The organism is Litoreibacter arenae DSM 19593, from assembly GCF_000442275.2.
In the GTDB taxonomy this organism is placed as follows: Bacteria; Pseudomonadota; Alphaproteobacteria; order Rhodobacterales; family Rhodobacteraceae; genus Litoreibacter; species Litoreibacter arenae.
In genome coordinates this window covers 569,758-590,928 of sequence record NZ_KE557306.1, presented here as the reverse complement: position 1 = coordinate 590,928, position 21,171 = coordinate 569,758, and the positions used below count along the sequence as shown (strand labels likewise).

The 21,171-nt window shown below is 60.9% G+C and carries 19 protein-coding genes and 1 tRNA gene; 9 read left to right on the top strand and 11 right to left on the bottom strand.

Going from position 1 to position 21,171, the window contains the following annotated elements; genetic code table 11:
- Positions 1-272: 272 nt before the first annotated feature.
- From THALAR_RS03030 to THALAR_RS03010, 5 genes are all read right to left on the bottom strand, one after another.
- Positions 273-1,433 (bottom strand): hypothetical protein, encoded by a 1,161-nt coding sequence (locus THALAR_RS03030; protein ID WP_021100007.1) that lies wholly within the window; start codon positions 1,431-1,433, stop codon positions 273-275.
- A 286-nt stretch (positions 1,434-1,719) separates the two neighbouring features.
- Entirely contained in the window at positions 1,720-2,241 is a 522-nt protein-coding gene (locus tag THALAR_RS03025) for a helix-turn-helix transcriptional regulator (RefSeq protein WP_021100006.1), read from the bottom strand.
- 30 nt (positions 2,242-2,271) lie between these two features.
- A complete protein-coding gene (locus THALAR_RS03020; RefSeq protein ID WP_021100005.1) occupies positions 2,272-2,667 on the bottom strand; it encodes a hypothetical protein in 396 nt (131 codons plus the stop codon).
- 336 nt (positions 2,668-3,003) lie between these two features.
- A tRNA-Leu gene (locus THALAR_RS03015) sits at positions 3,004-3,090 on the bottom strand.
- 109 nt (positions 3,091-3,199) lie between these two features.
- The gene (locus THALAR_RS03010) at positions 3,200-4,588 is read right to left on the bottom strand and encodes a peptidoglycan-binding domain-containing protein (RefSeq protein ID WP_021100004.1); all 1,389 of its coding nucleotides are present in this window, start codon (positions 4,586-4,588) and stop codon (positions 3,200-3,202) included.
- Between the two features lie 116 nt (positions 4,589-4,704).
- Between THALAR_RS03010 and lipB the strand changes: the two genes are divergently transcribed.
- Positions 4,705-5,355, top strand: coding sequence for a lipoyl(octanoyl) transferase LipB (lipB, locus tag THALAR_RS03005; protein WP_021100003.1), 651 nt, complete (start codon positions 4,705-4,707; stop codon positions 5,353-5,355).
- Positions 5,356-5,367: 12 nt separating this feature from the next.
- Here the strand turns inward: lipB and THALAR_RS18310 are convergent, their stop codons facing one another.
- Positions 5,368-5,511 carry a hypothetical protein gene (locus tag THALAR_RS18310; RefSeq protein ID WP_021100002.1) on the bottom strand — a complete coding sequence of 48 codons (144 nt, stop codon included), beginning with the start codon at positions 5,509-5,511 and terminating at the stop codon, positions 5,368-5,370.
- A gap of 262 nt (positions 5,512-5,773) precedes the next feature.
- Here THALAR_RS18310 and THALAR_RS03000 point away from each other — a divergent pair, with 262 nt between their 5' ends.
- The 4 genes from THALAR_RS03000 to THALAR_RS02985 all read left to right on the top strand — a co-directional run bounded on the left by THALAR_RS03000 (position 5,774) and on the right by THALAR_RS02985 (position 9,440).
- Positions 5,774-6,316 (top strand): sigma-70 family RNA polymerase sigma factor, encoded by a 543-nt coding sequence (locus THALAR_RS03000; RefSeq protein ID WP_040817104.1) that lies wholly within the window; start codon positions 5,774-5,776, stop codon positions 6,314-6,316.
- Positions 6,313-7,026 (top strand): anti-sigma factor, encoded by a 714-nt coding sequence (locus THALAR_RS02995; protein WP_021099999.1) that lies wholly within the window; start codon positions 6,313-6,315, stop codon positions 7,024-7,026. The genes THALAR_RS03000 and THALAR_RS02995 overlap by 4 nt, the downstream gene beginning before the upstream one ends.
- A gap of 197 nt (positions 7,027-7,223) precedes the next feature.
- Entirely contained in the window at positions 7,224-8,894 is a 1,671-nt protein-coding gene (gene ctaD / locus THALAR_RS02990) for a cytochrome c oxidase subunit I (RefSeq protein ID WP_021099997.1), read from the top strand.
- Positions 8,895-8,900: 6 nt separating this feature from the next.
- Complete coding sequence (locus tag THALAR_RS02985; protein WP_021099996.1) at positions 8,901-9,440, top strand: DUF2244 domain-containing protein; 540 nt, start codon at positions 8,901-8,903, stop codon at positions 9,438-9,440.
- A gap of 48 nt (positions 9,441-9,488) precedes the next feature.
- On the opposite strand, the gene THALAR_RS02980 is transcribed toward THALAR_RS02985, so the two are convergent.
- Both THALAR_RS02980 and THALAR_RS02975 read right to left on the bottom strand, forming a co-directional pair.
- The gene (locus THALAR_RS02980; RefSeq protein ID WP_021099995.1) at positions 9,489-12,887 is read right to left on the bottom strand and encodes an ExeM/NucH family extracellular endonuclease; all 3,399 of its coding nucleotides are present in this window, start codon (positions 12,885-12,887) and stop codon (positions 9,489-9,491) included.
- 264 nt (positions 12,888-13,151) lie between these two features.
- On the bottom strand, positions 13,152-13,610 hold the full coding sequence (locus THALAR_RS02975; protein WP_021099994.1) for a GatB/YqeY domain-containing protein: 459 nt from the start codon (positions 13,608-13,610) through the stop codon (positions 13,152-13,154).
- A gap of 169 nt (positions 13,611-13,779) precedes the next feature.
- Here THALAR_RS02975 and carA point away from each other — a divergent pair, with 169 nt between their 5' ends.
- On the top strand, positions 13,780-14,934 hold the full coding sequence (carA, locus tag THALAR_RS02970) for a glutamine-hydrolyzing carbamoyl-phosphate synthase small subunit (RefSeq protein WP_040817592.1): 1,155 nt from the start codon (positions 13,780-13,782) through the stop codon (positions 14,932-14,934).
- Positions 14,935-14,993: 59 nt separating this feature from the next.
- Entirely contained in the window at positions 14,994-16,973 is a 1,980-nt protein-coding gene (locus THALAR_RS02965) for a glycosyltransferase family 2 protein (protein WP_021099992.1), read from the top strand.
- Here THALAR_RS02965 and THALAR_RS02960 read toward each other — a convergent pair.
- Positions 16,893-17,543, bottom strand: coding sequence for a GntR family transcriptional regulator (locus THALAR_RS02960; RefSeq protein ID WP_040817102.1), 651 nt, complete (start codon positions 17,541-17,543; stop codon positions 16,893-16,895). The genes THALAR_RS02965 and THALAR_RS02960 overlap by 81 nt on opposite strands.
- Before the next feature lie 102 nt (positions 17,544-17,645).
- Here THALAR_RS02960 and THALAR_RS02955 point away from each other — a divergent pair, with 102 nt between their 5' ends.
- Both THALAR_RS02955 and THALAR_RS02950 read left to right on the top strand, forming a co-directional pair.
- Positions 17,646-18,293 carry a pyrimidine 5'-nucleotidase gene (locus tag THALAR_RS02955; RefSeq protein ID WP_040817589.1) on the top strand — a complete coding sequence of 216 codons (648 nt, stop codon included), beginning with the start codon at positions 17,646-17,648 and terminating at the stop codon, positions 18,291-18,293.
- A 38-nt stretch (positions 18,294-18,331) separates the two neighbouring features.
- Positions 18,332-19,516: a UbiH/UbiF family hydroxylase gene (locus THALAR_RS02950; protein ID WP_040817100.1), complete on the top strand. Its 1,185-nt coding sequence runs from the start codon at positions 18,332-18,334 to the stop codon at positions 19,514-19,516.
- Here THALAR_RS02950 and THALAR_RS02945 read toward each other — a convergent pair.
- Positions 19,513-20,640 carry an aminotransferase class V-fold PLP-dependent enzyme gene (locus THALAR_RS02945; protein WP_021099989.1) on the bottom strand — a complete coding sequence of 376 codons (1,128 nt, stop codon included), beginning with the start codon at positions 20,638-20,640 and terminating at the stop codon, positions 19,513-19,515. The genes THALAR_RS02950 and THALAR_RS02945 overlap by 4 nt on opposite strands.
- A 213-nt stretch (positions 20,641-20,853) precedes the next feature.
- On the bottom strand, positions 20,854-21,135 hold the full coding sequence (locus THALAR_RS02940; RefSeq protein WP_154666736.1) for a hypothetical protein: 282 nt from the start codon (positions 21,133-21,135) through the stop codon (positions 20,854-20,856).
- Positions 21,136-21,171 lie beyond the last annotated feature (36 nt).

The window sequence follows — 21,171 nt, the reverse complement described above, 5'->3', positions numbered from 1 at the left end:
CAGAGAATTGAGCCTACGGCAAATCACGAGGATCACTTCGGCGTCCCCCGCGCGTGCAACGGCGACGCCTGCCTCAACGCCCCATTCAAAGTCCGTCATTGGGAGCCAAGGTCCATTTTCATTGGCAGGCGTCAACGATACTCGCTAGATCACCAGAGTTATCCAAACCCCAAGTACTACAGCGCAGCTCAAAACAGTTGTAGAGGACAGCATGTTAGTCTCCTTCTTGGCCTTGGTTTTATTTCACTCACGCGTTGATTGGCAGATCGTCGCTAGAGAGGCTCAGTTACAATGAGTTCATCTTCAGCTGGATCATCTCCTGCCGAGCCATCACTTTCTTCGGCCAGCTCTTCTTCAGCCTCAGCCTTTTCAACGGCTACGTTGATAAAGCCTACTGTGTCACCGATACCAAGCTTGTCCGATACAAAATCCACGACCTCGTCTGAAAGGTCATCGCCAGCAACCGTACCGTTGCCAGTTGAATTCATAGAGGCCGCAATCGCATCGCGCAGTGCGTTTTCGGACACATCATCCTCGGCCTCTTCCAGAGCTTCCTCGGCAGAAGCAACCGCTTCGCTGGCTGCATCTACTTCAGCCACGGCATCAAGCCCGCTTTCCACCGTAGCAAGTTCCGCTTCCCAATCTGAGCGCGCCGGGTCATCAAGTTCTGGCTCATCGGCCAACAGGACCTCTTGCAGGCTCTCCAATTCAGAACGTTGTTCTGTCAGATCGTCAGAGGACAGTTCCAATTCGGCAACCACGTCATCAAGCACGGCTTGGCTGTCGGCCAAGTCCGATTGCGCCAAGGACACAACGCTTTCCAATCCTGCAAATGCAGCGCTGGAGGCAACATATGCGCGCAGGGTCTCTAGTTTCGGGTCATTGCCGTTAAAGAACCCGTTGGCATTCCGATTGAGCGAGTTCAGCCCCTTGAGCTGGGCATGAAGATTCTTCTCGCGTGGCGCGGCAACCGGCCTTGCAACTTGAGGTGCACGGGCCTTCTGCACTTGGCGCGTTGGCTTTACCGTCTTCTTAGGAGCCGTGCGCACGCCGCTTGAAACGCGGGTCTTCTTTTTCTTCAGACCCAGCTTTGTCAGCGCGTTATTGAACTTCGTTTTTAGCTGTCCGCCGCCGCGCGCAGCGGACTTTCGGGTGCCACCACGTGACACGGCCTTACTTTGTCGGCCAGCCGCGCGAGCTGACGCTTTGTCAGCTTTACCATCGCTCTTGCTTGCTTTGCCGCCGCCGTTGCCGCCACCGCCATTGCCGCCGCCGCCTTTGCCATTGCCGCCCCCGTTACCGCCACCATTGCCGTTTCCCTTACCCGCATGGGCCACACCGTATTCGTCAAGCGCGGGAATTCCAGAGCCGTCTACCAACGCCGGTGCGCCAAGTGCAACAGCCGCTGCGGTTACTACATGGAGAAGTTTCATGGCAATCTCACCTTCTGAATTGATTTAACAATTGAATGACATCCCTTAACCGGCTTGGATACTTAACAAATGTTCAGATTGGCCCAGATGAACTTTAGTAAACGCCGCGTGCAACTTTAGTTCATACGCCCGACAGCTAGCAGGAATTCGGCTTGAAGCTGACCCTCGCGCAGTCCCGATACCTGAGGCACGGATGGCTGGCTGATTGCACAGCAATCAAGGTAAACCGGATTTATCCAAGCATCGGCAGGTAAACGGAAAGATGCCAACAGAAACAGACCTGAAATCAATCTGATCTCACTGGCGTTTTGTCGCGAGCTCTTGGAGCCACGCCGCCATCCATCAAATCCTCGATAAAGATGCTTTGCAGTTGGCCCCGCCCGGTCACATTTGCCTTGCGGTAGAGCGCATTTGAATGGGATTTCACGGTCCCTTCTGAACTCTCGCGGATAGCGGCGATCTCTCGGATCGACAGCCCCTTCAGCATCAACATCGCGATATCACGCTCGGAAACCGACAAGCCCCAATTCTCAAAGTTCTCTTCCATCATTTCGTGGAATGCACCGGAAGCCACCCTGATGCCAGCCTCGGCTTTGTTGGATGCAGCCAGTACGTAACGTACCGCCACCGCACCAAGAGCCGAGCCAATGAGAAGCCCGATAGCGGCCGAAATTTCCAACAGTTCTTTGACCCGCCAGTCGATGGGATTGGCCCTTAGATCAAATATTGAAATCAAACTATCTGCGAGGAAAAAGACTGCGGAAATAACTTGTACAGCAAGTGCAACGATCAGAATCTTTCCGGTCATGAGCGAAAACGAGTAATTGCCTGCGTGTCACTAATTCTTGCCGTTACCGCCGCCGTTACCACCGCCATTGCCGCCGCCGTTACCACCGCCATTGCCGTCGCGGTTACCACCTGCGTTGCCACCGCCATTGCCATTCCCTTTGTTCTTGGCCTTGCCCGCTTGGCCAGTCTTCGTCTTCCCATTAGAAACTGCTTTCGTATAATCGCGCAAGATTATACCTGATCGCGTCTGCATAATGATTTCACGTGTTCTCCCTTTTCGGGTCGCGACGATACGTGTTTTGCCCAGAAGAGTGCGGGACGTTTCGATGCGCACATATCCTTGCTTTTGAAGCGCCAGAACCGCGTCGTCCGTCGGGTTTGCAAAAGCCGGCCCAGCCGAAAGGCTCGACACTACGCCCAAGGCCATCAGTGCTCGTTGAATCATTGTTAGTTCCTCAGTTATGACGCGCGGCCTTTTGGGTCACCAGATGATGTGACAGATCTCTAAACGCCAGTAATGCAGTTTCAGCAATCTGTCTCATTGAATGACAGCCCAAGCGGGTTAATGATACCCGACAAAGGTTCAGTTTGGCCTAGATGAACTTTTGTTCATGTAGAATGGGACAATAAGTCCGCCCACCTGAGATTGGGAGTGTCGTTTCTTAAACTTTGAAAACCGGTCTTCGAAAAAGCAGGTGTACTCTTGGTGTTCCGGTATTTTTCCGAGGGAAGCGCCAGATGCCTGTGATACTTGAAGACCAGGTCTGCAAGGGACCCATATTGGTGCGGTCGGAGGGACTCGAACCCTCACTCTTGTTACAGAACAGCGACCTCAACGCTGCGCGTCTACCAATTCCGCCACGACCGCAAAATCATAGGGATGTGGGCGGCGTTCTAGCCTGCCCCCCCGCCCTTGTGAAGCGGAAAAACGCATCCACGAAAAAAGGCCGGAGATGCGATGCACCCCCGGCCTTGATTTAACTTATGCCAGCCTGTTTACGGCTGACCTTGAAGATCGGCAGGGCCGATGCGGGCTGCACCTGCGGCAGCGCCTGCGCGGAGCTGTTGCCACCCAGAGTGACGGACGCCTTGCGCAGCAGCGCGTTGCGTTCCGGCTGGCCGGGCGCGAAGACCGGCGTGGCGCCGTTCTCGATTGCGGTCAGGCCCATATCATACCATGCCAGCGACAGGTCAGCGCGTTTGGACACGCCGAAGCCTTGCGCCAAATGGTGGCCCATCAACTCGCCATAGGCTTGCTCGCCCAGCACCGACAGCAGCAACGCAGAGCCGAGCGCCACGTCCATGTTATCCGTGCGATAGCCGACCGACAGGCAGATCTTGGCGGTGCCCGCCAGCTGCACCGGCGACATGCCCGAATTCAGCACAAAGCCCGACACGTCCTGCATCACCGCGCTATGCGGCTTGAGCGACATTGCGGCGACATGCTCTTTCAGCGCGGGGCCGAAGCCTTCGCATTGCTGTTCGATCTGTGCGGTCGAGAAGCCTTGGATTTTGGACGCCAGCTTCTCGCCCTCGGCGATCGCATAGGTCCGCGCGAGGCAGAACTGCTCGTTCAGGGCCAGATTGGCGTCAACCATCGTATCCGCAGTCAGGAACCCGCCATTGGTCGAGGTCAGCAGCGACACCTGATTGCAGTGCGACGCCAACGACACGGCCGTGGTCTGCCCCATGAAGCTGGGCAAGGCGCTGCCCGACGAGGTGTCCGCACCAGCATCAGCCGCACCTGCGACCGCCGTCACCGTGGTGGTCGTGGTCGTCGTGCCACCCAAAACTTGGGGTTGCACCATCTGCGGTTGCGGGGCGACGACGACTGTCGTTGCCGGTGCCACAGCAGTCACTCCGGCGCTGGTGATACCCGCCGCCTCATTGCGGTACTGGGTCAACAGACCACGCGGTCCCGCCGGATTGCCGGCAATCTGCTGCGACGTCAGAATGCCGCCCGCCATGGCGCGGCTGTAGCTTTGCAGCAGGAAGTTCTTTTCGTAGTCGGTCAGCTGTCCGGTCGCGGGATAGCCCATATGTGCCTGATAGCTGGAAATCGCGGCACGGGACTTGCGGCCCAACACCCCGTCGGCGGTCCCTGCCGGGAAGCCGAAATAGTTCAGCGAGGTCTGGATATCGCGGCGTTCCTGACGCACATAGGACGGCACGGCAGGCGCCGCCTTACGGTAGGTTTTCTGGCGCACGACGCGCTTTTGTTTGTTCGCATTGCGCACGATTGCGGAGCCGACAACCCCCGCCACGATGCCTGCGGCGAAATCACGCCCGTCTGCGGCCACGCGAGTCGCCGGAACGGTCATCAACGCCGCCGCGGCACAAGCCATTGTAATATTTTTGAAAAACATGCATTTCCTCCTAGTACACAACTTTACCACCTGACCCAGCGTAACATGCACATTAAAGTTGGGCCTAGGAAAAAGGCGTGAAAACGGGCATTCGCGCCTTGAAAAGGGTATGACGCATGGTGGAATGGATCACGACGGTCGGTTTGACCGACTACGCCGAAGCGGTGGCGTTCATGGAAAGTCGCGCCGACGCCATCCAGCGCGGTGAGGCGTCCGAATGCATCTGGCTGGTCGAACACCCCCCGCTCTACACCGCCGGCACCTCTGCCAACCCCGCCGATCTGGTCGCACCGGACCGCTTTCCCGTCTATCCGTCGCGGCGGGGGGGGCAATACACCTATCACGGCCCGGGCCAGCGCGTGGCCTATGCCATGCTGGATCTGAACCAGCGCGGGCGCGACATTCGCCAATATGTGCAGCAGCTGGAGCGTTGGGTTATCGCCACCCTCGCCCAGTTCAACGTGACCGGCCATATCCGCGAGGGCCGCGTGGGTGTCTGGGTGGAGCGGCCCGAGAAGCCGTTGCAGCCAAACGGAGCCCCGGCGGAGGACAAGATCGCGGCAATCGGGGTGCGTGTGCGTAAATGGGTGACCTTTCACGGCCTGTCGATCAACGTGGAGCCCGATCTGGAGCATTTCAGCGGCATCGTGCCCTGCGGCATCACCGAACACGGCGTCACCTCGCTGGTCGATCTGGGCTTGCCGGTGACGATGGACGATCTGGATCTGGCGTTGCGGCAGGAATTCGACACCGCTTTCGGCAGCTAGTCCCCGCGCGCATCAATGCAGGCGCTTGCGGCCCAACTCACGGGAAAACAGGCTCTCCACTTCGTCGCGCGTAACCATCGGGCGTGCAGATGTCGGTATCGGATCGACCTGCGGGGCGGACAAAAAGTTAACCATCTGTTCTATGAGCTTGATCATGTTCAGACTCCGTTTTGCGTTTCAGCCCCGGAGTGAACCCACGATGTGATGTTCGACAGAGTTTCACGAAACGGTAATTTTTGGGAAGATGCCTAATAACCCTATGATTACGCTTAACCAAAATCTCCATCTGATAAACCTTGCGCCGCCGGCCCAAAGAATGCCGTGACTATTGACCCCGGCCATTTAGGTCGTGTCATACTGAACGCCGATAACCCCGCCCCCGTCCTTGGATGGCGCCCTCACAACGGAACCCCTTGAAATGACAACAACTTCCGACATTGAACACATGATTTCCAGGGTCGCTTTGGGGGACCGGACGGCGTTCTCGAACCTGTATGATGCCACCAGCGCGAAACTTTTGGGTGTGGCGCTGCGTGTGTTGAACAACAGGGCCAGCGCCGAGGACGTCTTGCAAGAGACATTCATGAAGGTCTGGCGATACGCAGACAGATATTCAAGGAACGGGATGAGCCCAATGACCTGGCTAATCACCATCGCCCGCAACACGGCCATCGACCGGCTGAGGGCCACAAAGGACGAAAGTGACGTCGCGGACGTAATGGACACGATGCCGTCCTCCGGCCCGACGCCGGAGCAGTCTGCCATCGCCTCAAGCGAGGCGGGCCGGATCATGGGGTGCATGGAGCAACTGGACGACGACAAGCGTGACGCCGTGCGCGGGGCCTATCTGGACGGGCTCAGCTATGCCGACCTCGCCGCCCGCTTTGACGTGCCGCTGAACACGATGCGCACATGGCTGCGCCGCAGCCTGATCAGCTTGCGGGAGTGTATGAGCCAATGAGCACTCAACCCGAGATACCCGAAGAAGATCACCTGCTGGCCACTGAATATGCCTTGCGTCTGCTAACGAAGGACGAGGAAGCCGCCTTCGAGGCGCGGATGCTGGACGATCGCGATCTCGAAGCGCTGGTAGCCGAGGCCGTGAACCAGTTCGCGCCGCTCTCGGACGAGATTGCCGAGGAAAGGCCTTCTCCCGCCGTGAAGACCGCATTGCTGGCCGACCTGTTCGGGGAGGCCGACACCCCGACATCCATCTGGGACCGCATCGGGTTGTGGCGTGCTACAAGCTTTGCCGCGACCGCAGCGGCGGTGGTCATGGCGGTAATGCTGGTCACGCAACAAGCGCCTGCCCCGTTGCCCCCCGCGTCCGAGCGCGGGGCGCTCTTCGTCTCGGAAATCGCGGCGGAAGACAACAGCCTGCGGGTGCTGGCAGTCTACGACGCCGCTACGGGCGGTTTGCAGATCAACCGGACCGCAGGTGCGCCCGCACCGGACCGCGCGCTGGAGTTGTGGGCCATCGCGGGTGACAACGCGCCTGTGTCGCTGGGGCTGCTTCCTGCTGACGCCAAGGGCCAGCTTTCCCTGCCTGAAGCCCTGCGCGCCGATGTGGGCGGGCTTGTGCTGGCCATCTCCGACGAGCCAACCGGCGGCTCGCCCACCGGCGCGCCCACTGGCGCGGTGCTGGCTGTGGGTCAAGTGACCGACATCTAAAACACGGGAAGACCGGACATTGCGTCCGGTCTTTTTGCCAAAAATGCGACATTTTGCGCGGGATTCAGGTGGTTGAAACATTGCCCCTCCCGCCTATCATCTCTAAAACGGGAAAATAAACATAAGGGGCGAGTCTGCCCCGATCTTCTTGCGGGGACCAACAGCCCTGCACAAACGAGTGGAAACGGGAGAATCGCATGGCCGACGCCGCCATCCAGGGACATGACCACGACGAGCGGGGGTTCTTCACCCGCTGGTTCATGTCCACGAACCACAAAGATATCGGGATCTTGTATCTCTTCACCGCCGGCCTGATGGGTTTGGTGTCCGTGATCTTCACCGTCTACATGCGGTTGGAGCTTATGGAGCCCGGCGTTCAATATATGTGCCTCGAAGGTGCCCGTCTGACCGCCGCGGCTGTCGCTGACTGTACCCCCAACGGCCACCTCTGGAACGTGCTGATCACCGGCCACGGCATCCTGATGATGTTCTTCGTGGTCATTCCGGCGCTGTTCGGCGGCTTCGGTAACTACTTCATGCCGCTGCAAATTGGCGCGCCTGACATGGCGTTCCCGCGCATGAACAACCTGTCCTACTGGATGTATGTGGCTGGCTGTTCGCTGGCCGTGGCCTCCCTGCTGACCCCCGGCGGAAACGACCAGCTTGGCTCCGGCGTGGGCTGGGTGCTTTATGCGCCGCTGTCGACCTCCGAGGCGGGTATGTCCATGGACTTCGCCATCTTCGCGGTTCACATGTCCGGTGCCTCGTCCATTCTGGGCGCGATCAACATGATCACCACCTTCCTGAACATGCGCACCCCCGGCATGACGCTGCACAAGGTTCCGCTGTTTTCGTGGTCGATCTTCGTGACCGCGTGGCTGATCCTGCTGTCCCTGCCCGTTCTGGCAGGCGCCATCACCATGCTGCTGACCGACCGGAACTTCGGCACCACCTTCTTCCAGCCTGAAGGCGGCGGCGACCCGATCCTGTATCAGCACCTGCTTTGGTTCTTCGGCCACCCCGAGGTGTATATCATCATCGTTCCGGGCTTTGGTATCATCAGCCACGTCATCGCGACCTTCGCCAAGAAGCCGATCTTCGGCTATCTGCCGATGGTCTACGCGATGGTTGCAATCGGCGCGCTGGGCTTCGTCGTGTGGGCGCACCACATGTACACCGTCGGGATGAGCCTGTCGCAGCAGTCCTACTTCATGATGGCCACCATGGTGATCGCGGTGCCGACCGGCATCAAGATCTTCTCGTGGATCGCCACCATGTGGGGCGGCTCGATCGAGATGAAAACGCCAATGCTGTGGGCCTTCGGCTTCCTGTTCCTGTTCACCGTGGGCGGGGTTACCGGCATCGTGCTGTCGCAGGCTGGCATCGACCGCGCCTATCACGACACCTACTATGTCGTGGCGCACTTCCACTACGTGATGAGCCTTGGCGCCGTGTTCTGCATCTTTGCGGGCATCTACTTCTACCTGCCCAAGATGTCAGGCCGCATGTATCCTGAATGGGCCGGCAAGCTGCACTTCTGGACCATGTTCATCGGGGCCAACCTGACGTTCTTCCCGCAGCACTTCCTGGGCCGCCAGGGCATGCCACGTCGCTATATCGACTACCCGGAGGCTTTCGCCTATTGGAACTATGTGTCGAGCTGGGGCGCGTTCCTGTCCTTCGCGTCGTTCATCTTCTTCATCGGTGTTCTGTTCTACACGCTGACCAAAGGTCGCCGCGTGACGGAGCCGAACCCGTGGAACGAATACGCGGACACGCTGGAATGGACCCTCCCTTCCCCGCCGCCTGAGCATACTTTCGAGATCTTGCCCAAGCAGTCGGACTGGGACAAAGGCCATAGCCACTAGGCGGCCATGCCCATCCAGCACATAAACCTATCGAAAGGGGCCTCGGATTATCCCGAGGCCCTTTCTACTTACGACGGCACCGCGCCGCTTTACCGCGTGGTGCTGTGGCCGCACCGCTCCCTGCCGAGACGCGGTTTCGTGATCTTCATCGGGCTGACCTGCTTCATGTTCTCGATCCCGCTGCTGCCCCTGATCGGCTCCGGTGCCGTCTGGGTGCTGCTGCCGTTTCTGGTGCTGACGGTCACGCTGCTCTGGGTGTTCATCATGCGCAGCTACCGCTCCGGCCAGTTGGTGGAGGAACTCAGCCTCTGGCCCGACCACATCACCCTTGTGCGCCGCGAGCCCGATGGCACGCAGCAGGAATGGGCGACCAACCCCTATTGGGTGGAAGTCGTATCCCATGACAAACCGGTGGAGACCTACCTAACCCTGCGCGGCGGCCCGCGAGAGGTGGAACTGGGCGCGTTCCTGTCACCCGAAGAACGGGGGGCGCTGAAGGACGAGCTGGAGGAAAAGCTGCGCTTTCTGGCGGTCGAGCCGCGCTAGGATATGGCCCCCCGCGCGGCCCATGCGCGCGAGGGCCGGGGTCTTGCGTCAGGCCAGTATGAACTCGTCTGCGAACATGATGTCATCGAAGTCATGCACGCCGACCAGATCAATCACATCGCGCCCGCCTTCGAGTTTGATCGTCACCGAGAAGAAGCGCTCCTGAACACTGGCGATCACGGCACCACCCAGATCAATCACATCTTCGGAGGTGTCGAAGTCGAAGATCACCGTCTTGTCGCGGCTGCGGTCCTCCGCGAAGTCCGAGGAGAACACGAACCTGTCCGCCCCCTCGCCGCCGAAAATCACGTCATGGCGACCATTGCCCGCATGGATGATGTCATCCCCGGCCCCGCCGAAGACCACGTCATTGCCGGCACCTGCGTCAATCTCGTCATTGCCGTTATCGCCGAAGATCGTGTCCCGGCCACGGCCACCCGAGATCAGGTCGTCGCCTTCGCCAGCAAAGACGAAGTCATTGCCGCGCATGGCGTCGATCTGGTCTCGGCCTTCGGTGCCGAACAGGAAGTCACGGCGGTTGGTGCCCGCGATCAGGTTGAACACCGGCTGGAAGTCGAAGCTGACAATTACCGGATCGTGGTCCGAGTTACGCGCAGCGGTGTCGCCGTTGAACAACGCGGGGTCACGCCCGAAATCGAGGTTGTAGTCCAGCGCATCCGCCTCGTCGGAGTTGATATGCCATTCCGTCACCCCGACCACACTTTCGGCCAAGGCGTCATTCGCCAGCACATAGTCCAGCGTGCCGATTTGTCCGTCAAAGACATAGGAATAGGCGTCGTCGCCAAGCTCCGCGGCCGCCAGATCGGTGAAGCCTGCACCCGCCAGCGTAGTCAGCGGGTCTTCTTGCGCGTAGGAGTTCAGGTCACCAAGGATCAGCGTATTGGCGGAGCCTTGGCCCGTGGGGTCGCTGTTCAGCCACGCGGCCAGAATGTCCGCCGCCTCGGTGCGGGTGGCGTTGTTGTTGCCCTGCCCGTCACCCTGCGCCTCGTCCGCGTCCAGCCCCGACAGGGAGCCCTTGGACTTGAGGTGATTGACCGACACAGTCAGCGTCTGGCCCGTGTCCAGATCCTCGAAGGTCTGCGCGATGGCCGGGCGGTTCAGCCCGCGACCTGCCCCAAGCGGGTCGATGAAGTCGCGGCCCTCGAAGCTTTCCAGAATGGCCATGTCACCGTTCAGCCCGACCTCCTGCACCTTGTAGATCAACCCGTTGGAGATCGCGTCGCCACCAACGAATTCCTGACCGGGATCGACGAAGGCATAGACCTCGGAGCCGAGCGCCGCGTTGACGCGGTCCACGATGTCTTTGATGGCGAAGTTGTCTCCGGCAAAGTCGTTCTCCAGCTCCACCAGCCCCAGCACATCGGCGTCGATGGCCACGATGGCGTTCACCAGCTTCTCGGCCTGCCGCTCGAACTCCTCCATGCTGTCGGCCCCGCGCGGGTCATTGCCGTTATCGGTGGTCACGCCGTCCAGATCAATTGTGGTGAAGTAGTTGAGCACATTGAGGCTGGCGACCTTGAAGTTGCCGCCGATGTCCTCGGGTGTCTCGGGGCGGGGGTTGGCCTGCTCGTAGATGCCATCCGCCGCATTGATGCGGAATTCCCCGAAGGAGTAGCCGACCACACCTTCGATGGCGGAAATCGTATCGCCCATGCGGAAACTGTCCTCGGCGGTCAGGATGCCGTCATTGCCGTCAATGATGCGCAGTTCGTCAGGGTTCTGAACCGTCAGCCCGTCATCCAGCACCAACGTGCGCGCAGCGACGTCCTGCCGGTGCTGCTCGAACCCCGCCACGTCGGGGGCGTTGTCCTGCGTAAATTGAACCGGCCGACCGTCTGCGGAGACATTGTATTGACCGAAGCGGTCCAGATTGAACAACTCGGACACCGTCATGTCCTGCGCGATATTGACCCGCATCCCCTCGTAGGCTTCCAGATTGGCAACATAATTCCCGCTGCCGTCATCCATGACACTGGCGGTCGGGAAGGTCACGTCGACCGCGCTTGGCAGCATCTGGTCGGTCTCCAGCACCGCCACGGCGGTGGCGGAGATTTGGGTCTGGCCGAAGTTTTCGCCCACGGTGCCGGTGATCTCCACCAGATCGCCGATCTGCACGTCCACCAGCGGCGCGGTGCCGTCAAAGATAAAGATGCCCTCGGAGGACAGGTCGTTGAAGTCGTAATCGACCTCTTCCTCCTGAATATAAAAGCCGTTCAGGTCACCCTGACTGCCGAATAGCCCGTCCTGAAAATCAGCGGTGACGATGGCGCGGACGGTGACGATCTGCCCGTCCAGCGCGCTGCGGTCGTCAACGCCAATCTCGGCCAGATTGCCGGTGCCACCGCTGCCCTGAATTTCGCTGATCAGCGTAATCTCGGTCGGGGGCGCTATGAAGTTGCTCTCGCCCGGCGTGGGGGCCTGCGCGGTGAAATCGCCGGTCCCGTCAGGCTGGCGCGCCAGCGCATCACCGGTGGAGTTGCCATTGGCGCTTTCATTGGCCTGCACGGTCTGCCCCAATGCTGCCAGCAGTTCCGCATCGTCGGCGTCATTGGTGCCGTAAACGATTGCATCCAGCAGGTTGTCGGTTGTGGCGGACGCGGGTGCAGGGCCATCATAGAGCGCCACGGCATCCGCGCCGTTTTGCAGCCCGTTGGTGGTGAACTCCACCAGATCGACATTCGGCACATTGGCGGAGCCTATGACAAAATACCCGTCCGCATTGGTACTGTAGCCGTCGAGCGAAATGCTGTCGTAGGCCGCGTCACCATTGCCATTATAAAGAACCACCGTAAGCCCGTCCAAGGAGGCATTGCCAATGCCGCCATCGTATATCTCGATGAACTCCGCGCTGTCAGTGCTGTCCTGATCCGCGTCGATCTCGTTGATGACGAAGGTCGGCTCCGGCGGAGTGGCGTCATAGGAGCCGGTCGGAAACGGGGTCGCGGCGGTGGCGTTGGTGGCCTGCCCGTCAAAGGCGTTCGGGCCGGAAAAGGTCCATTGCGTCGCGTCGAACACCGGGCTTGCCGTCGCACCGGGATTGCGGGCCGCCCAGCCGTCGAGATACTCCCAAGGCTGGCCCGTGCCGTCGGCGTTGATGTCGCCAAACAGGTCGATCACGGCACCGTTCTCGAACAGCTCGATCGCGTCGTCACCGTTCACCGACAGGGCGCTGTCCGTGTAGTCGGGGGCAAAGCCCATGAATTCGGTAAACCCCGGCTCCTCGCTGGAGATGTAGATGTAGCTGCCAGCCGTGGCCGAGACCGCCGGAAAGGTGAACTCCTCCCCGTCCGAGCCGCCGCCATTATTGGCGGACCCCAACCCGTAGATCGACAGATCGGCAATATCCGCCGTCACGAACAATTCGACCGCTTTGGGAAGCCCCCCGCTCAGCGGACCATCCAACACACCTGTAATTACCAGTGACATATCATTCTCCCTAATGCTGGTGGCCGCGCTTTGGCAGCTATCCGATGCGGCCTTCAGGCCTGTTTATGTGTGGAGCGTAACAAACAGATGTCGTCAAAACGGGTTAGACGGAAACCCTTACAGATGCCCCCACGGCGACAGTCGCTCATCGCGCAAGTCAATTGACCGGCAGCGGCACATCGCGCTGTCTAACAGACAACCCCAGGTTGAAAGAAAAGGCAACGAATTCCGTGTGCGCCGTTGCCTGCGCTGGTGGCGGGCGGCCTAAGCCAGCCGCTCCTTGACCATCGGGCCCACTGAACCGAAATCTATCTGGCCGGTATATTTGCTTTTCAGCTCGCCCATGACGCGGCCCATGTCGCGGATGCTATCGGCACCGACGTTCTTGATTGCAGCGTCTACCGCCGCCTCGGTCTCGGCCTCGGACAGTTGCGCGGGCAGGAAGTCCTCGATCACCTTGACCTCGCTCAGCTCCCGCTCCGCCAGTTCAAGCCGCCCGCCCTCCTCATAGGCGCGCGCGCTTTCCTGACGCTGCTTCACCATCTTGCCGAGAATCGCCAGAATCTCCGGGTCACCGACGCTTTTGCCGTCGACCCGATGGGCGATGTCCTGATCCTTGATCGCCGCATTGATCAGCCGAAGCGTGCCAAGACGGGCAGTGTCCTTGGCCTTCATCGCTTCTTTCAGCTCGTCCGTGATGCGTGTGCGCAAATCGCGTGTCATAAGGTGCCTTCCCTGAAACCTTTTGAAGCGGGTCTTTTACCCAAAACCCCGCCGCTCCACAACCGCCCGCTTGCGCGTTGCAAATAAAGGCGTCTACGGCGGTTGACGACCGACAGTGTCGCCCGTAGATATCGCCAAGTTTTGCACCAGCTTTGTGGGAGAAGCCGCCATGACCGCCAAACCGACAGCCTGTCTTGTTCTGGCCGATGGCACCGTGTTCTACGGCCACGGCTTCGGGGCCACGGGCCAGACCACCGCAGAGCTATGCTTCAACACCGCCATGACCGGCTATCAGGAAATCATGACCGACCCGTCCTATGCGGGCCAGATCGTGACCTTCACCTTCCCCCATATCGGTAATACCGGCGTCACCGACGAGGATGACGAAACCGCCGATCCCTTTGCCGCCGGCATGGTGGTCAAATGGGACCCGACCCAGCCGTCCAACTGGCGCGCCACCGGCGAGCTGACCGAGTGGCTGGCCAAGCGCGGCCGCATCGGCCTTGGCGGCGTCGACACCCGCCGCCTGACCCGCGCCATCCGCGCCCAAGGCGCGCCGCATGTGGCAATGGCGCATGACCCAGACGGCAATTTCGACCTCGAAGCGCTGGTCGCCGCCGCCCGTGGTTTCGCGGGGCTGGAAGGTCTGGACCTCGCCAAGGACGTCACCTGCGCCCAGTCCTACACATGGGACGAGCAACGCTGGGCATGGCCTGACGGTTATACCAAGCGGACCGGGCCGGGCCACAAGGTCGTGGCGATTGACTATGGCGCGAAACGCAACATCCTGCGCTGCCTTGCCTCGGCTGGCTGCGAAGTCACCGTCCTGCCCGCCTCCGCCACCGCGGAAGAGGTGCTGGCCCACAATCCCGACGGCGTGTTCCTGTCCAACGGACCGGGCGATCCGGCGGCGACGGGCAAATATGCGGTGCCGACGATCAAGGGCGTGCTGGAGGCGGATATTCCGGTGTTCGGCATCTGCCTTGGCCACCAGATTCTGGCTTTGGCCCTTGGTGCCAAGACCGTCAAGATGAACCACGGTCACCACGGGGCAAACCACCCGGTCAAGGACATGGAGACCGGCAAGGTCGAGATCACCTCCATGAACCACGGCTTCACCGTGGACAGCCAGACCCTGCCCGAAGGTGTGCTGGAGACGCATATCTCGCTGTTCGACGGCTCCAACTGCGGCATCCGCATGGCCGACCGTCCGGTGTTCTCGGTGCAATACCACCCCGAGGCCTCCCCCGGGCCGCAAGACAGCTACTACCTGTTCAAGCGCTTCGCGGCAGCGATGGCCGACAATGCAACTGCCGACGCTTAACCGGCCCTTAACCTGCATCCTCCACAGTCCGACGCAGAGCCTGCGCCGGAGACCGAGAGATGAATGCGCCTTTGAAATTGCTGCCGGATTCGGGCGAGCATCCTCAGGCCGGTGAATCCTACCGCGCAAGACCTGTCAGCAACCGCAGCCTGTTGGGGGAGCAGTTGGTGGATCAAGGGCTGCTAACCCCCGACCAGCTTCTTGTCGCAATAGCGCTTCAGGCGCGCCAGAACGTGCCGCTGGGTGAAATTCTGGTCTGTCAGGGCTTCGTCGCGGAGGAGGACGTGCTGCGCTGCCTCGCCAAGCAATACGACACCTATCTGGTGAATTTCGGCGCGTCGCCGCCCGATCCGCGCCTCTTTTCCCAACTCGCCCCTGCTGACTGTCTGAAACTGGGCTTCATCCCGTGGCGGATGCAGGGGGAGCGGGTCGTCATCGCCACTGCACATCCCGAACGTATCCCCAACATCCGCCTGAAGCTGCCTCCCGCCTTGGCGGATGCGCTGTTCGTGTTAGCCCCGCACAGCGATGTGCAGGACGCGATTCACGCCCAATATGATGATGTCCTGGCCGCGCAGGCGGAAAAGCGCACCGCGCCTGAAGACAGCTGCCGCAACTGGTCGACCCGCGCGATGCAGCTGATCCTGGCCGCGCTTGTGGTGGGCTCCGTGGGTGGTGCTGTCTATGCGCCACTGTGGCTGCTTTGGGCGGTGTTCGGCACCGCGACGCTGGCGCTGGCGCTCAACACTGCCCTCAAAGCCGCCTGCGCGGTGATTGCTTTGCGCAAGACCTCCCCGAAGCCGCCAGATGAGGGCCCCAAACCCATCTTGCGCCTGCCGAAAATCTCGATCCTCGTCCCCCTGTTCCGCGAGCGAGATATCGCGGGGGCTTTGGTCAAGCGCCTCGCGCGCCTGTCCTATCCGCGCGAATTGCTGGAAATCTGTCTGGTCGTCGAGGCCAGCGACAGCGTCACTGAAAAGGCCCTGACCAAAGGCGGACTGCCCCGCTGGATGCGTGTCGTGCGTGTGCCCGAAGGCGGGGTGCAGACCAAGCCGCGGGCGCTGAACTACGCGCTGGACTTCACCTCCGGCTCCCTCATCGGGGTCTATGACGCCGAAGACGCGCCCGATCCGGGGCAGTTGCACAGCGTGGCAAAGGCATTTGCGCAAGGCGGGGCCGATCTGGCCTGCGTGCAGGGCATCCTGAGCTTCTACAACGCCAGGACCAACTGGCTGTCGCGCTGCTTCTTCTTCGAATACGCAGGCTGGTTCCGCGTCATGCTGCCCGGCCTGCAAAAGCTGGGTCTCGCAATCCCGCTGGGCGGCACCACGCTGTTTTTCCGCCGCGACATACTGGTCAAAATCGGCGCATGGGATGCGCATAACGTGACCGAGGACGCCGATCTGGGCATGCGCCTCGCGCGGCGCGGGTATCGCTGTGAAATGATCGAGACCGTCACGCAGGAAGAGGCCAACAGCCATGTCTGGCCATGGGTCAAGCAACGCTCCCGCTGGCTGAAAGGCTATGCCGTGACGTGGTGCGTCCACATGCGCCGCCCGCTGCTTTTGTGGCGCGAGCTGGGCGCGTGGAAATTCGCGGGCTTCCAGATCCTGTTTCTCAGCACCCTGATGTCGTTCTTCCTTGCCCCCGTGCTGTGGTGGAGCCTGCTCACCTTCCTGTTCAACTGGCCCAATCCCGTGTTTGACCCCATGCCGCCTGCTATCGTCGCATCTGCAACGGTGTTCTTTCTGGCCGCCGAAATCATAACGCTTGCGATTTTCGCCGTCGCGGCGGCGAAAGTGGACAAGCGCCCGCATTCAGCATGGATACTGACCTTGCCCGCCTATTTCATCTTCGGCACGCTTGCCGCCTATAAGGGCTTGGGGGAGTTGCTGTTCAACCCGTTTTACTGGGACAAGACCGAACACGGCATGTTCGGCGGTGCAGCGGCGGATGGCTCAATCAGCGGGGATGGCGCCCGCGTCGATGCGCAGGCGGGTCTGGAAGGCGATGGACAGATGGTCCCGCAACGCCTGTGACGCCGCTGCACCGTCGCGCGCCTCGATGGCTTTGACGATGGCCAGATGCTCGGCCAACGCCACTTCGCCGCGTCCCTCGGCCGCCAGCGAGGTCGTCGCCAGCAGAGCCATGGAGCGGTAGACGAGGTCCAGCTGCTGCACCAGAAACTGGTTGTGCGAGGCCAGATGGATTTGCCGGTGAAACCGCCGGTTGGCTTGCGACAGCTTTGACGGGTCCGACAGAAAGGCGTGGTCCTCCTCGACCATGGCATAGAGCACCTTGATCTCCTCGACCGCCGCGTGCTGCGCCGCCAGCTCCGCCGCCAGACCCTCCAGCGCGGTGCGCACGATATAAAGCTCCGCCATCTGGTTGTGATCCAGCGACGCCACGATCAGCGACCGCCCGTCACGGGTCAGCATCGACTGCGTCTCCAGCCGCTGCAATGCCTCGCGGATGGGCGTGCGCGACACGCCGAACCGGTCCGCCAGCTCGCTTTCCACCAGACGGCTGCCGGGCTTGTAGACGCCTGTGTCAATCGCATGCAGGATCAGCCCGTAAGCATCGTTGGCGGCTGGCATTTCAATCGACATCGTTCACCACTTTCAAACTCGTTGCGGCAAGCTAGCCGCCCCCCTGCCATGGCGCAACCTTTCAAGGTTGCGCAAACCCGCATCTGCGCTAGGTTCTCCGACATGGCAAAACAACATTTCACACATGTCCAAACATGGGTCTTCGACCTCGACCACACGCTCTACCCGCCTGAAATGCGGCTTTTCGACCAGATCGAGCGCCGCATGATCGACTGGGTGATGAAAGAGCTGGGCGTCGACCGCGACGAGGCCAACCGCCTGCGCGCCAAATACTGGCGCGAACACGGGACGACCTTGGCAGGGCTGATGCGCCTGCACAATGTCGCTCCCGAGGGGTATCTGATCGACGTGCACGACATAGACTTCACCGTGCTGTCACCTGACCCGGACCTGCGCACCGCGATCACCGCGCTGCCGGGCCGCAAGATCATCTACACCAACGGCACCGCCCCTTATGCGGAAAATGTCATACAAGCCAGAGGCTTGTCGGGCATATTTGATGCGATATACGGTGTGGAGCACGCGGGCTTCCACCCCAAACCCGACCGCGCCGCGTTCGAGCAGGTCTTTACCGCCGACGGGCTGGAGCCGCGCGAAGCGGCGATGTTCGAGGACGATCCGCGCAACCTTGCCATCCCCCACGCGATGGGGATGCGCACGGTCCATGTGGCCCCCGACCCGTCCGAGCATGACCACATCCACCATCACACCGACGACCTGCGCGGCTTTCTGACCCAGCTTGCGCCTTAGCCTTGGCGGGCGGGTGGACGCGGCCTAGATTGAACCTCATGAGCACCGATATTTTCATCTCCGGCGGCGGCGTCGCCGGCCTGACCGCTGCCTGCCTGTTTGGCAGTCAGGGTTTCAGCGTCACTTGCGTTGACCCCGCCCCGCCCATTACCGAGCGCGATGTGGACGGCGCCGACCTGCGCTCCACCGCGTTCCTGCAACCCGCCATTGCAGTTCTGGAAATGGCGGGGGTCTGGCACAAACTCAGCTCCCACGCGATGGGGCTGGAGACCATGCGCATCGTCGATGCCGGTGGGACCTCCGGCGAGGTTCGGGCGACGCGGGACTTCAACGCCTCCGACATCTCGGACCTGCCCTTCGGGTGGAACCTGCCCAACTGGCTGATCCGGCGCGAGCTTGTCGCGCGGCTGGCGGAATTGTCGAATGTGGAGTTCCTGCCCGGCACCGCCTGTACCAAAATCTTCACCCGCTCCGCCTCTGCCAAACTCTGGCTCAGCGACGGGACCACGCGCGAGGCGCAACTGGTGATCGCTGCGGACGGGCGCAACTCGCTGATCCGCGACTCCATGGGAATTGGCGTAAAAACAACGCGCTACGGGCAGAAGGCACTGGCGTTCGCCGTGACGCACCCGATCCCGCACGACCATGTCTCGACCGAAATCCACCGGACCGGCGGCCCGTTTACACTGGTGCCGCTTCCCGACTACGACGGCAAGCCAAGCTCTGCGGTGGTGTGGATGGAAAAAGGCCCCGAGGCCGTGCGCCTCCACGACCTGCCCGAGGACGCGTTCAACCAGGAGATGTCGGAGCGGTCCTGCCACCTGTTCGGCCCGCTCAAACTGGCGTCACAACGCACCATCTGGCCGATCATCAGCCAGCTTGCCGACCGTTTCAGCGCGGAGCGCGTGGCCCTGATCGCGGAGGCCGCCCATGTCGCCCCGCCCATCGGGGCGCAGGGTCTGAACATGTCGCTGACCGACCTCAGCGAGCTGCTGGACCTTGCCCGCCTGCACCCGCTTGGCAGCAAGGATATGCTCGACGCCTATGACCGCAAACGGCGGTTGGCGGTGAAGGCGCGGGTGGCGGGGATCGACCTGCTGAACCGCACCTCCATGTCGCGGGCGACGTGGATCAGGGATCTGCGCTCTGCGGGCATCGGGGCGATCCATGACGCCGCCCCGATACGCAAATCGCTTATGAAACTCGGGCTTGGCTCGCGTTAAAGCACCGTGTCCATGATCTCCTGCAACGCTTTCAGCGTGCCATCGACGTCATAGAGTTTGTCGAGACCGAACAGCCCGATGCGGAAGGTGCGGAAGTCGTCCGGCTCGTCACATTGCAAAGGCACACCGGCGGCAATTTGCACGCCAATCGCCAGAAACTTGGAGCCGTTCTGGATATCGGGATCGTCCGTGTAGCTGACCACAACCCCCGGCGCGCCAAAACCGTCAGCGGCAACCGAAGTGATGCCCTTGGCCTTCAGCATATCACGCACGCCGTTGCCCAGCTTCCACTGCGCCTCGCGCAGCTCCTCAAAGCCGTAGTCGCGGGTCTCCAGCATGGTGTCGCGGAACGCCCGCAACCCGTCAGTGGGCATGGTTGCATGGTAGGCGTGGCCGCCGCCCTCATAGGTTTCCATGATCGTCAGCCACTTTTTCAGGTCGATGGAGAAGCTGTCCGACGTGGTCTCGTCGATCTTCTCGCGCGCCCGCTCCGACATGCACACGATCCCGGCGCAAGGCGTTGACGACCAGCCCTTCTGCGGGGCGGAGATCAGCACGTCCACGCCGGTGGCCTTCATATCCACCCAAACGCAGCCCGACGCGATGCAGTCCAGCACCATCAACGCGCCGACCTCATGGGCGGCGTCGGCCATAGCCTTGATGTAGTCATCGGGCAGGATCACCCCAGCGGAGGTTTCCACATGCGGCGCAAACACCACGGCAGGTTTTTCCTCAAGGATGCGCGCCACCACTTCATCAATCGGGCACGGCGCGAATGGTGCTCGGGTGTCGTTGCCGGTCTGGCGGGCCTTCATCACGGTCGCCTCGGACGGCAGGCCGCCCGCTTCCATGATCTGGCTCCAGCGGTAGGAGAACCAGCCGTTGCGGACCACCAACGCGCGCTGGTCGCGGGCAAACTGGCGGGCCACGGCCTCCATCCCGTAGGTGCCGCCACCGGGGACAAGAGCCACGCTATGGGCGTTGTAGACGTCTTTCAGCATCTCCGAGATATCGGTCATCACCTTCTGGAAGTTCTCGGACATGGAGTTGAGCGAGCGGTCGGTGAACACCACCGAGAATTCGCGCAGACCTTCGGGATCGACGTTTTCGAGCAATGCGGACATGGGTAAACCTCCTGAGTTTCAGAAGGAAATTAGGGGGGATTGCAGGGGGATGCACGGGCTATTTTTCAGATGCGACGACTGGTCTTACTCGCCCGCCGGAGCCGAAAACCGCGCCGGCCAGACTTTCATCGAAAGTCTGCACACAAATCCTCGAACAGGATTTGCCGCCTTAGAGCGGCCCCGCCAACCGCTCCTCGCTCAGCAGTCGTCTTGCTATTTCCAATCAACCCTAACTTTGAGATACTCTTGCTGCTCTAGCGCTTCCTCCTCCGAGTAAAACTGGTTAGGAACAGGGCCTAGATCGTAGTCCCCATATTCGTGAAAATCATAGTTTTTCTGACCTGATTCCAAATATGAACTCGCGGAAAAGGTTGAGAGAAGTACAGAATTGGGATTTGTGTTTTTTCGTAAACGGTCAGCTTGTTCACTAATCATACTACATTCAAAAGAGCCTTCTTCCTTGCACTCCCAAATCTCAAAAAGAAGTTCTGCCACATCAGACTCCACCGCAATTCTCTTTCTAGTACTTTC